General features: G+C 35.8%; 9 protein-coding genes and 3 pseudogenes. 3 read left to right on the top strand and 9 right to left on the bottom strand.

Going from position 1 to position 12546, the window contains the following annotated elements; translation table 11 throughout:
• Positions 1-451 precede the first annotated feature (451 nt).
• A complete protein-coding gene (locus FGL80_RS08630; protein ID WP_147002028.1) occupies positions 452-850 on the top strand; it encodes an AAA family ATPase in 399 nt (132 codons plus the stop codon).
• 1821 nt (positions 851-2671) lie between these two features.
• Here the strand turns inward: FGL80_RS08630 and FGL80_RS09140 are convergent.
• From FGL80_RS09140 to FGL80_RS08670, 9 genes and pseudogenes are all read right to left on the bottom strand, one after another.
• Positions 2672-3172 (bottom strand): hypothetical protein, encoded by a 501-nt coding sequence (locus tag FGL80_RS09140; protein WP_244297975.1) that lies wholly within the window; start codon positions 3170-3172, stop codon positions 2672-2674.
• 293 nt (positions 3173-3465) lie between these two features.
• Complete coding sequence (locus FGL80_RS09275) at positions 3466-3579, bottom strand: hypothetical protein (protein WP_341874227.1); 114 nt, start codon at positions 3577-3579, stop codon at positions 3466-3468.
• 230 nt (positions 3580-3809) lie between these two features.
• Positions 3810-5786: pseudogene (locus FGL80_RS09370) on the bottom strand (DNA methyltransferase).
• A gap of 12 nt (positions 5787-5798) precedes the next feature.
• Positions 5799-6297: pseudogene (locus FGL80_RS09320) on the bottom strand (DNA-binding protein); the annotation flags it as partial.
• A gap of 3 nt (positions 6298-6300) precedes the next feature.
• A complete protein-coding gene (locus FGL80_RS09325) occupies positions 6301-6582 on the bottom strand; it encodes a hypothetical protein (RefSeq protein WP_425280895.1) in 282 nt (93 codons plus the stop codon).
• Positions 6576-6728 carry a hypothetical protein gene (locus FGL80_RS09330; protein WP_425280896.1) on the bottom strand — a complete coding sequence of 51 codons (153 nt, stop codon included), beginning with the start codon at positions 6726-6728 and terminating at the stop codon, positions 6576-6578. Before FGL80_RS09330 ends, FGL80_RS09325 begins: the two co-directional genes overlap by 7 nt.
• Positions 6729-6757: 29 nt before the next feature.
• Positions 6758-7441, bottom strand: coding sequence for a replication initiation protein (locus tag FGL80_RS09335; RefSeq protein ID WP_425280897.1), 684 nt, complete (start codon positions 7439-7441; stop codon positions 6758-6760).
• A gap of 500 nt (positions 7442-7941) precedes the next feature.
• Entirely contained in the window at positions 7942-9177 is a 1236-nt protein-coding gene (gene mobV, locus FGL80_RS08665; RefSeq protein WP_147002030.1) for a MobV family relaxase, read from the bottom strand.
• A gap of 423 nt (positions 9178-9600) precedes the next feature.
• Positions 9601-10014, bottom strand: a complete 414-nt coding sequence (locus FGL80_RS08670) for a helix-turn-helix domain-containing protein (protein ID WP_147002035.1) — start codon at positions 10012-10014, stop codon at positions 9601-9603.
• Between the two features lie 377 nt (positions 10015-10391).
• Between FGL80_RS08670 and FGL80_RS08675 the strand changes: the two are divergent.
• Positions 10392-12246, top strand: a pseudogene (locus FGL80_RS08675) (heavy metal translocating P-type ATPase).
• 63 nt (positions 12247-12309) lie between these two features.
• Positions 12310-12546 (top strand): heavy-metal-associated domain-containing protein, encoded by a 237-nt coding sequence (locus FGL80_RS08680; protein ID WP_004909683.1) that lies wholly within the window; start codon positions 12310-12312, stop codon positions 12544-12546.

Below are 12546 nucleotides of genomic sequence, written 5' to 3' on the forward strand. Positions count from 1 at the left end.
CAGATATTAAAGATGTTGAAATAAACTTCCTTGACACTGAAATAGCAAAAAATACCGTTCAAATTGAAACTATTCAATCTGAAATAACGAAATAAACACCAAGGATACTGCCGTTCGCAAAAATATTGAAGAAATCGATAAAAACTTACTTATCGTAAATGATGACATAACCAAGCTCGCGTCGGCCAAAGACAATTTACAAAAATATGAAGATGCGTATAAAAATCTATCGAAAAAATCATCAACTTAATATCTAAAATTGATTCTGCTAGAACTACTTTTCAAGATTCAATAAACAAACTGAATATATTGAACTTTGGTCAGGTAGAGGATCAATCAACTAGGTTGATTTTAAAAGATACTGTCGATTGGCAAGATGAGATTTCTAATCATATAAATAGACGATATAGTTTGCCAGAAGATCTAGATCTCACCATGATAAATCAAAGTAATGGTTCGTTTAAATGGTCTACCGATCAAAAAGCACTGTCCTCAGATTGGTACAGTGCTCAACAATAATGACATTAAATTTAATAATAACCATGATAACATTGACCTTGTCAAGGTAATCATGAAAAAATTAACCCATTTCACTTTTGATCTCCTGTTGGGAAATGATTCTCTACAAGAAATGTCACCCGGTATGAAAGGTGTTGTACTATTACAGGTTCTTTTAATGGCCTCCAATAACCAGTCAACTATTATATTAGACCAACCGGAAGACGATTTAGATAATAATACAATAGTGAAGATGCTTGTTCCATTACTAAAAGAAATTTCAAATACTCGACAAGTCATACTGGTAACTCATAACGCAAATCTAGTAGTTCTAACAGATGCAGAAGAATAATCATTGCTGAACGTGATAGTTCAGCTTTTAGTATTAACTACTCTTCTGGATCACTTGAAACTTCATATTCGAGATCAAATAACAGATTTACTAGAAGGTGGGAAAGAAGCCTTTTACAAACGGGAACAACGATACTACATGAAATAAGTCTATAATTTTATCATAAGGTACTCTTTTGTTATATGTCATGATAAAGGCGCGCAATCAAGTTTTTAAAACTTGATTGCGCGCCTTTATTTAATTTGTGAATTTTATTTAACGCAAAAAGTGCTATCAACCTCGTCACATCATTCATTGGGTACACTATTATTTTATATTTTATAACATGTTAAGTTTAAAAGATTGTCTATGTTTATTAGAAAATAAAATAAACCCTTTTAAAGGGCTAGAGTTTGAATATTTTTTCGAACCTGACGAGCATCACCGCAACATAGAATTTAACACCGTACAATTTAACTTGATCATTTTCACCAATCACATCAACACTTTCAGGCGAAATACTGGTTAACAAGTCCTCTTTCCATTGGTCTTGCTCCAGCAATTGGGTACCCTTTGGTTCAATAAAATCTGATAAATATAAGACTCATTAGCCAAATACAGAACAAAGTCCGGTAAGAAACCAGCATAGTGAGACACATCTCCAGCAAATTCATGCAATTTAGCTTAGTATTACGCTCATCACTACGAATCAGGTAAACATCTTTGTACTTGTTTTGCAGCTCTTCATATAGCCTTGGATCAGTTCGATTAGACTACGTTCCAATTTATCGACAATAGCCTCGTTATAGACAAACCAAGGTGCCTTTTATAGTCATAAGTTTGAATTAACTCATGAACCCCAGCATCAGAATAGTTAACTGGTACACGCTTCTGATAATCCTGAACGGCATCTTTAATTGGCAACCCAATAACTTATTGGTTCCGCGTTGGCGCTTATAGTTCATGATTAACATGCGCTGAATATAGGCTAGATATTTTCAACGACTAATAGCTGTGTTTCTCGACTAAGCACTGCATCTGAACCATCGATACCGTCGCTTGGATTTCTTTTATTGCCCCAACCACTGTGCCTCATACATAAACTCCGAGATAGAATTTAGCGTCGGCATATATTTTTTCATGGTATTGAATCTGAAGAAGGATTCCGTGCCATTGCTTTTTTGACGAGGGCATCATCAATCTTTACCAGTCGTGTCTCATTCATACCAGCAACATTTTGTGTATCAAAGGCAGTTGCTTCTAGGGTTGCGTCTCAATATTGACGGTAGGTAGTTCCGCAACGGAACACCGTATTTTGCCAACCCATTGTATTCACTCTCAGGGACATCTTCGACGTCATTGTAATACAGCTTGCCATATTGATAGACATCGGAACGCTTAAATGACGCTTTAACTGTCGTGGTTAAAATATCAAAGTCTTTATCATCTTCAACTTGGAGCTGCATTGCTTCAAAAGATTTGTCAGATTATCAATATATTTTTTATCATTAATCGTGTGATAGTGTAAGGACTCTAATATCTGTAATTCTGGCGTGCTATGGTCAACCGTCGCGTAAACGATGTTGCTCCTCATAGACGAAGGGATTGTAGCGCGCACCACGACCATTAATTGCGCCTCACTATTGGTTTGTGTTGACGTAATGGGTTGCTCTCCAATGCGGACAATATCATACAAATTTAAGACATCCAACCTTCAGAAAGCTTGGCGACTGCGAAATAGCTCTAAATGGATTGCTTGGTTCTTCTAGGGTATTTAAATTACGTAATCATTTAAGTCACCTAAAATACCATTGCTACTCGTATCATTAACATTAATTGTATTTAATGGTTGAAATCACGTTGCAATTCCCGGACCAAGCCCCCCATATCAATTGTTTGATAATACGTATACGCTTGGCGCAAAGTAGATGATTGCGTGGTTTGGCGTTGCTTTGCAATAAATTGCGCTAGATCTTCAGTAGTTAATTTATCAAGCAGTGTCAAAAATTGATCACGGGCCGCTTTTGAAACGTCAATTTTATTTGACTTAAATAAAATAACTGGCTTAAAATCTCGTACACCCGCCTGGATCGCCATGTGCTTACGATATTGTGATAGCAATACCGCATTCAGCATCTTTTCGTTATCATCAGCATTGGCTTGTAAACGAGCAATTTTCTTTGAGTAACCAGCATTTTGAAACTCTTTTAAATCATATTGGAAGATGACTTTATCACGATATTTTTCATAAATAAACTCGTTATTTAAATCAATTGTGGCCGTGAATTCTAACTGTCGATTCGCTTTATTGCTTGTCGAATACGGTCTAAGACATATTCCCACGCTTTATTTTTTGATCTGCTTACTCTTTGTGCCGGCAGAAAATGATGCGCTTCATCAGCTAGAATAATCAACTTCTGTTTCTCTAAATCACCATAAGTTAAACCATTTTCGCGTGGTGTATTTAATTCATTTGCTAAAGTTTGGATCGTTGTGAGCCGCAAGTAGATCACGCCTGGTTCACTATTTGTTGGAAATCGGTGACTTCTCGCAATTCAATCGGCATCCCATCAATATTGAGTGGTTGTGAAAAGAGGTACTTTGGTGACTGAACATTCAGCATGTTTTCACGAGTTTTAGCAATCACCGCGTTTGTATAACAACAAAAAGAAAATTTTGATAGCCAATTCATGGTAAAAATACAGCATATCGGCTGCCATCACATCAGTTTTTCCAGAACCAGTGGCCATATGGAATAACAATTGATTAAAGCGACTGGCAACATTGGTATCCTTTGCGTGTAATTCAAGTTGTATAGTGATTGCTTTTGATAATCACGTAACTGATGCTTGAGATTGTGCTTAATGTAGTCCGGATAAACAAACGCATGTCGGGTTCGTCGTTTTTTAAAAGTCACTCGTATAGTCGTTAATCTCATGAACAATAGGTAAGACAAGTTCTCGTGATTTCTTTTTGGCCATTACAGATCACGCTCCCCATAAAAGCTTTTATTAAGGCAATATCACTCTCAGACATCAGCTCTTGTACATCACGATCGTCCATATCACTGTACGCATAATACAACTGATTCTTATCAATGACCTTGACTATCAGCTGCTTTTTATCAGCCAATGACATTGATGGTATTCAGGATCTTGCAGGACTTTTCAACATCGACTCGGAAATCAAAATCAGCGCCACCTTCAATCATGCGATGAACAACATCTTCTAATTGCTTCGTCGTTTCGGCCTGTTGGACATCTTTGAGATAACCTTGGTTCTTTTCATTATTCAGCATAGACAAATGATCGCCGCCTTGCCAATAACGTCTTTAGAGATGCCCGTTGTATCACCATTAATAACATTAACTAACCTTTTTTTCAGTTTATACACTTGTTCATCAATCTGTTCAACTGTTATAAATCGTCTGTTCATTTTAGTGCTGTTGCTGCTGTAGAACCGGATCCACCAAAGAAATCTAACACAATATCGTTTCAGAAGAATATCTTTGAATAATCTCTTTAGCATTTTTTCAGGCTTTTTCCCACTTCTCATTTCTACACCACCTTCGTGGCGAATATTTCCAAATGCTCCTGCCATATCAATAATCCTCAAGTGGTTTTAATTTTGTTGTAACTAAACCGCTTTGTACTGCACTTGGAACTCCTTGGAAATACTTACCTTTCGTTGCACCGACCTTTTGAGGACCAGTAAAATACCTATATTTATTTCCATCATCACCAATACCCCATACTCTATAAACAACACCATAACCATCTTCGTTGTATCTTCCGGTTAGGTAATCTCTAAAAAACGTCCTGAAGAATTTCCATCTAAATTGTTCCTGTGGCCCAACTTCTTTTAACCGTGTATGTTCGCTGTCTCTTTTTTAAACTTATTTGATTTTTTAAAGATATCAACTCTCTTACCGCAAGTTCTATGGTTTTAAAAGGTGATTCCAGCTCATCAAATGAATAAATAAATTGGTATAGTTATAATCTTCTTGACTTTTGAAAGGATGCACTACTGATGCATTATTCTTTTTGTAATAGTGAATTTGCTCAATTTGTTTGTGATAATCCATATCCGATTTTATGTTTTGTCTGCATATCTCACCATATATATTGTGGTAAACATTTCAGAAATTTCTACCAAAAATTGAATCCATTAATACTTTAAGATAAGGACCTTCTGAATCATCGATATGAACTGCTATGACGCCCTCATCAGTTAGTAATTCTCTAGCTATTTCTAGCCTGCTTTTAATAAATGTCAACCAGGTCGAATGATTAAATTGATCATTATTACGAAAAGAGTCTGATCCAGTATTATATGGCGGATCTAAATAAATTAGTTTAACCCTGCCAGCATAAACGTCTTTTATACTATGCAAAGCAATCAAGTTATTTCCTTTGACAATCAATTTTCGTCATCAAATTATCAGTTGATGTACCGTCTAAATTTTCTTGATTATACTTAGTAGCATTAACAAATATTTTAGTTCCAATATTGATCAATTTCAGCCTTAGCTATCGTTTCATGAAAAAAAAGTTCATCAGCATCTTGTTGATCTTCTTTGTCATACCAGCTTTAAAACGGTATCTTTGAAGGGAAAATCTAGCACAACATCAGCAGTCTCATCAATAAACTTACCGCCAGCAGTAAGGCCATTTTATTCTCAAATTTTGTATAGCTATCTTGCCAGTATTCTTTATACGTAAACATTCAATAAACTGGTTTAGCTTAAACAGTTCTACACTTTATCATCTATAACAATTGACTCCGTATAGGTGTCATGAATTAGTTGATTAGCTAGTAATGCCTTCATCAACATAGGTGTGTACGCATCAGGTCTTCTATTACTTTATGCGCTTTTAAAGTGCCTTTATCTGAAAAATATGTGTTGCCAAATCTTTCAAAATGGACTTGTTGTCTCCATAATTTTTGAATCAATCATTTTTTGCCCTCGTTTTTTAAATTGCCACCACTTTTTAGGTTTAGGCTTGGCTCTACTGTTCTGTTTCACTTGTTTGGTGCTGACGTCATCTTTTTCACCATCATCATGCGGCCATCGTTAAAGCTTTCAAGTCCTTGATTTCTGCTTTGTATTCCTCTAGCAGCTTTTTGTCTTGCAAGGCTAACCGTTGTTGCTGGTCTAGTAAGTTTTGCTTTCTATTTGCGAATCTTTATTTCTATGCTTATCCTTAACTGAATTTTAACTCTATCTTAATTCATCAAGTTCACTTTTTGTTGTGCACTATCCTCTTTTTCGTTGTCATTTGTCTGTTGTTGACTTTGATCTGTTTGTCGACTTCGACCTTATAATGCTGTTCTTCTAAGATAACAACATATACCTTTTGTTTGTTTGCCTTGTTTTGTTTGTCACGACTTTATATGATATTGTATTGCCTGTTTGAAACACCTAACTCCTCAGCGAGTTCTCGAATTGTTTTTAAATTTTCACTCATGATCTATATCCTGCCTTTTAACGATTGGTAGATACTGTTCAATCGATTTTTTAAGATACTTAGCAATATTCTTTTCGAATAGTCATCTTGTTTATCTCTGATATAGGCTAAGTGTTCTTTCACGCCCTTTAAACCACGTAATTCTTTTAATTCGTCATAAAGTGGATATACATTTTTCTGTAACCCTGACAAAATAGTCGTATCCGTTAAATCAATATATGACAATAAAAACTGCTCCATAAGTAACTTTGTGTAGGGACTTTTTATTGCCTTAACAGTCAACATATCTTCTGTTTCTTCTTGACGAATCTTGCCTCGATATAAACGGGATCATCCTGTTTATAACTACTATCAGCCGCAACTTGTTTTTTAGTAATGTGAAAGACAATGCTATCAATGCTGCGTCCTTTTTTAACTTTCTCGTGCGTCACGTTAAAAGTTGTATGAGCATTGATTTCTTTTAAAGAGTTTTCAAGATATAGCTCTCAAACCTATCAAACCTCTGGTACTCATTAACAGTATCAGTCATTTCTCGCAACTCTCGAATGCCGATTTTGGGATTACGATAGCTTTCTACTTGTTCTTTTCGTCGTCCACCTTTAACGCTGTAGTGATCATATTGGTTGTAATTCATTGATAACCAGCGATACAAAATAATTGCATACTTACTATTCAATTCTGCAATATCTGACAAGGCATGTTGGGTGAAATTGGTTTTGAGCTTGATTAAGTAAGGCATGATTTCACGATGAAATTCAATTTTTACTTCGTCACTATAATCCGTCCATTCCACATAAGGGATTGGCACAATACTAACAAACTTAAACCCTTTATCTTGTTCTTTTTTAATCTGAAAAAAAGCTTGTTTCTGCATTTTTTCAATCGCTTGTTTAAAGCGACTGTTCTTATCATTATCATTGACTTTAAAAAAAGCAAACATTTCTTGCTTTGATAAATACACTGTTTGATCTTGAGGTGGATTGTCGGTATCAATTAAAGACACCGCTAGTTCAAACATTTTGAGGGGTGTTTTATCCATCTTGGCAATGGATGTGATTAAACTATTATGTTCGACGACTTTTCGTTTTGATAACTCATTCAAGGTGTGTACCTGCCTTGTCTTTGATTCTGGTATAATTGACATATAAATACGCTCCTTTGGGCGTGTTGTTGGATAAGCATAAAGAAAAACTTTTAGACGGGAATTTCTTTATGCTTTTATTGTATCACCATGTACCACAATTTATTTTTATCTTTGTGGGGTATACACAGTTTTTTTGTGGGGTATACACAGTTTTTTTGTGGGGTATACACAGTTTTTTTGTGGGGTATTATCCTGTTAAACCTTGATAATACTGACTTTATAACTGCGCAAAAGAACAAAAGATTAAAATATAAAAGATAAACTTATAATAGGCTTCGCCTTTTTACTGAATTAATAAAAACAAAACAAAAAGAACACCGTTGTACATAATGTTTGTCCAGAGTGTTCTTTTTGTTTGGAATTATTTTAAATGACGGATTACTGGTCATCTATCATAATTGCCACTTATTACGCCAATAGAGACGTTTTAATTCGTTCAATGATTATTTCTACGTCACATGGCTAAAAACGTTTAGAACGGCAAATAAGCCGGTTTAGCGTTAGAGACTTGGTCCTTTAAAAAGATCACGCGTTAATTCAATGATTCGATTAATCAATGCTTTAACTTGTTCGATACCGCGATCTAATCTACTAGGCGCTATTTTGGTGTCTGGATCTGCTCTAGCTGTCGTCAGTGTTTTTAACCATGACTGGGCTACTTTTTTATTTTTTGTAAGTTCTTCATGATCTAGCTTATAAAGGACATACCGAGCCTCCACATCCGTATGGGCTATCTTGTCGACACCATAATCATTTTTAAGCATGTCTCGCATGGCATAATCCAGCTGTTGCTGTTTTCGCTGTCGCTTCTGAAGCGCTTGATGCGTTTCTTTCAGGTTTTGATAGTCTGCTTGGACGTCTCCTAATTGCGCTTTGACTTGGCCTAATGTTTGCTTGAGTTCTTCCGTCTCATGCTGGCTTTGTAAGGTGGATTTCTTCATCGTGGCTAACACGTTTTTAAAGCGATCTAAGTCATCTGGCTTCAGCACCGTCTTACCAAAGAGGTTTTTAGATAAGGCTTGTTTAAACGCATCAATTTGTTTTTCGGCTAAGTCAACTTCCGTTAAGGCTTGATCCGTGATTTTAAGTACGGCCTGTTTAGCCCTAATATTGTCTTCAACGTCAGCTAGTTCGTTTTTTAAGGCGTTAAACTGATCATTGTATTTTTTGATTTCAGCGACATTCTCAAATGGTAAGGTTTTGTTATTTAAAATCCCTTGTTCATAAAAGGGCAGCACCTTTTTTAAATGTTGATCTAAATCATCATGAAAGGTTTGTAAATCATGGCGTGTGAGTACTTCTTTAGCGGATACTTTATAACGTGACTTTTTATCATCAAAAACGACGGGGACAAAGGCATAGTGCAAGTGAGGGGTTGTCTCGTCATAATGCACCACAGCGGCCACGGCATTTTCTTGACCATAACGTGCATTAAGAAAATTGGTGGTTGCTTCAAAAAAGGCGCTCTGTTGCTCGTAGGGGGCTTCTGTGAGTTCTTCAGGTAAAGTGACTATCCACGTCGCTAACGCCTTCACATCGTCTCTTTTCATGCAATAAACGTTATTTAAACGCGCATTGAAGCGTGAAAGCATATCAGAACCATCCGCCATGAGATCTTGATTCAGATAGGATTTCGACCCATCAATTTCTTTGTTCGTGTGATGGTCGGTTTTACGTTCAAAGTGAACCGCTAAACCAGGGACTGCGCCACGGGTATTTTTCTTTAAATGCGCCATCAAAAATGCCTCCTCAAAAAGGGTTTTCCAAGACCAGTATAACACCGTTAAAAATCTGGTATAGCCTGTTATACCAAAATAATATTTTGGACAGGCTCTGCGAGGCACGTCATCGACAAGCGATGACAGTAGCGTTTCCCCTTCCTACTGGGGAAACTGCTATTTTTTAGCGCCTATTATCCGGCTAGAAAAACCTCCGGCGGGTCACGCCGTGACGGGGCAATTTATCATTGCAGGATCACCTTCAGTGAGAGCATTTCATGCAGAACGCTACCCGCGTGGGGCAAGCTGATGTCAGCTTAACCACATAAAAATAAGTTGAGATAGTATTGGTGTCTATCTCAACTTATTTTGAATGCTAATATAATTCTCCATCGTATTAATTTAAGTCTCAAAGGATTACCAATATTCCCTGTAAGCCAACTACACGCTTTTTTTTGGTAGCAATTTTAATAAATCAACGCTGGTATGGATGATAACCAAGATTGTCAGAATGATATAAAAAGAATTATCTGAGGTGAGCTTGTTTTCAACCATCATATAAATTAATAACATGACGGCGCACAATAAGAAAATAATATTAAGGATAGCATCCGCGATACCTGATACTTTCTTTTCAAGTAATATGTCTTTATAATTTTTATCTTCTCTAATCAGCTCGTCCAATGAAATACTGTATAAATCTGAAATCATAATAATGTTAGAGATATCCGGATAACTTTTCCCACGTTCCCAATTAGATACTGCTTGATACGATACGTGTAAACTTTTAGCCATATCTTCTTGTGACAGTTTTTTGTTTTCACGAATGATTTTTATTTTTTCACCTATTTGCATATGCCAAATTCCCACCATTTATAGTCTTTAATACAGAGCATAGCAAAGTTCAGGTTGATAAGTCACTAAAGTATTGCTTGAGTCTAATGATCTATGCTTTTTAGCTATAAAACATTAGCTATAACTACAACTGTAGTTATAGCTAATGAGTTTAACCAAAATCAATTTGATTCAACATAGTCTCACGGCTGGCTTGATCTAAGCCAAGGTAAGTTAACGTCATAGCTTCACTAGAATGATTCAGTAAGTGCATGACTAAGCCAATATTATAATATTTTTACTTATTTAGAACTATTTCATAAACTTGATGGACGTCAAGTTTATATCTCCCAAAAGTTAATACACTTTAGTTGAACTAAAATTAAGGGAGAAATCATATGCAACATAATATTCTTAAACATAAAAATAAAATTACTAGTATCAGTGGCTTACTCATTGCTTTAGGACTAATCGCACACTTTATTTTTGCCAATACAACAATTTCTAATAGTGCTTTTATTATAGCTTCGATATTAGGCGTTACCCCCATTTCTTTACAGGCTTATCAGGCTATGAAAGTAAAAGTAGTAAGTATTGATGTTTTAGTAACGATAGCGGTCATTGGTGCTCTCTTTATTCAAAATTATGAAGAATCAGCAATTGTTACTTTTTTATTTTTATTTGGATCATATTTAGAACAACGAACACTTAACCAAACACGATCAGCTATTAAAGAGTTGACGGAAATGGCTCCAGAAACTGCTTTTAAGCAATTGACAGGGGGGACAATTTGCAGAAGTAGATATTGATGAAGTAGAAGAAGGGGGACATTCTCCTAGTAAAGACTGGTGCCAAGATTCCCGTAGATGGTAGGGTAACCACTGGAAAAGGATATGTAAATGAGGCTAATATCACAGGTGAATCTTTACCTTTAAAGAAAGAAAAAGACGATGAAGTATTTGCCGGTACTATTATGGACAACGGTACTATTCAAATAGTGGCTGATAGAGTAGGGGAAGATTCTACATTTGGAAAAATTATTGAGTTGGTAGAAGAAGCACAGGATTCTAAATCAGAAGCAGAACGATTCATTGACCAGTTTTCTCGCTGGTATACACCTGCAGTACTTACAATTGGGCTGTTGGTTTGGGTATTAACCAAAGATACAGAACTTGCGATTACCGTATTAGTACTTGGTTGCCCAGGAGCCTTGGTAATTGGTGTACCTGTGTCAAATGTTGCGGGGATAGGAAATGGCGCAAAAAATGGTGTTTTATTTAAAGGTTCTGAAGTGATTAGTCATTTTGCCAATGCAGATACAGTGTTATTCGATAAAACAGGTACCTTAACTGAAGGAAAGCCTGAAGTGAGCGATATTATTTATTATGGAAATAATCAGGAGGAGGATTTATCTCTATTGCTTTCAGTTGAAAGTGAGTCTGATCATCCATTAGCTGTCGCTATTGTAAATAAATTAGCACAATATAAAGTAAGGCCTATAGAAAATACACAGGTTGTAAAAGGTGGGGGGCGTAATTGCTCACGTAGATGGGCACGTTGTTTCAGTAGGAAATAAAACCTTAATGAAACAAGAAAGTATACCGCTATCTGATGATGTTCTTAAAAAAATTGAATTATTTAGAAAGAACCGGTAATTCAATTGTATTAACGGCAGTTGATCATAAGTTAATCATGTTAATGGGTATCCGCGACAAAGTTCGACCAGGTGTTAAGCAGGACTTACAAAAATTAAAATCACTTGGTATTAAAAATCTCATTGTATTATCAGGTGATAACCAAGGTACAGTTAATTCAGTTAAAAAGGAACTAGGTTTAACCGAAGCCCATGGTGATATGCTACCAGAGGACAAACAAGCATTTCTAAAAAGACGACAGGACTCAGGTGAAATAGTTGTTTTTATCGGTGACGGCGTTAATGACAGTCCCTCTCTGGCTACTGCAGAGGTAGGTATAGCTATGGGGAATGGAACAGATGTCGCAATTGAAAGTTCAGATATTGTTTTAATGAATTCTAACTTTAACCGCCTTCCTCATGCTTTAGGCCTAGCAAAAGTAACATATGCGAATATGCGACAAAATATTCTAATTGCTGTTGGCGTCGTGATAATACTATTGGTTAGTTTAATATTTAGTGAATGGATGTCTATGTCAATTGGGATGTTGATTCATGAGGCCAGTATTTTAGTAGTTATTTTAAATGCAATGAGATTAAGAGGTTATCAATTAAGATAATTGATCTATATCAAGTATCTTAAAAAGAATGGCCTATATAATTCATTTAAAGGAGTGATAGATATGACTAAAGCAACATTAAAATTAGAAACATTAACTTGTCCATCATGTTTACAAAAAATCGAACGTGGTTTAAAACAGACTGCTGGTGTAAAAAAAGATTCTGTAAAAGTACTTTTCAATGCGAGTAAGGTAAAAGTGGATTTTGATGAAAATCAGGTCAATTTGAATACAATTGAAAAAGCAATTGAAGACTTAGGATACCCAGTAATTAGTTCAAAAGTAAAGGAAGGTGCATAA

It is taken from the genome of Leuconostoc lactis (genome assembly GCF_007954625.1).
GTDB classification, from domain to species: domain Bacteria; phylum Bacillota; class Bacilli; order Lactobacillales; family Lactobacillaceae; genus Leuconostoc; species Leuconostoc lactis_A.

What these genes read in the sequence shown, in the direction of transcription:
- FGL80_RS08630 (WP_147002028.1), top strand. Translation starts at nt 452, where the DNA reads ATGGTTCGTTTAAATGGTCTACCGATCAAAAAGCACTGTCCTCAGATT.
- FGL80_RS08670 (WP_147002035.1), bottom strand. Translation starts at nt 10,014, where the DNA reads ATGCAAATAGGTGAAAAAATAAAAATCATTCGTGAAAACAAAAAACTG.
- FGL80_RS08680 (WP_004909683.1), top strand. Translation starts at nt 12,310, where the DNA reads ATGACTAAAGCAACATTAAAATTAGAAACATTAACTTGTCCATCATGT.
- FGL80_RS09325 (WP_425280895.1), bottom strand. Translation starts at nt 6,582, where the DNA reads ATGTTGACTGTTAAGGCAATAAAAAGTCCCTACACAAAGTTACTTATG.
- FGL80_RS09275 (WP_341874227.1), bottom strand. Translation starts at nt 3,579, where the DNA reads ATGGCCACTGGTTCTGGAAAAACTGATGTGATGGCAGCCGATATGCTG.
- mobV (WP_147002030.1), bottom strand. Translation starts at nt 9,177, where the DNA reads ATGGCGCATTTAAAGAAAAATACCCGTGGCGCAGTCCCTGGTTTAGCG.
- FGL80_RS09335 (WP_425280897.1), bottom strand. Translation starts at nt 7,441, where the DNA reads ATGTCAATTATACCAGAATCAAAGACAAGGCAGGTACACACCTTGAAT.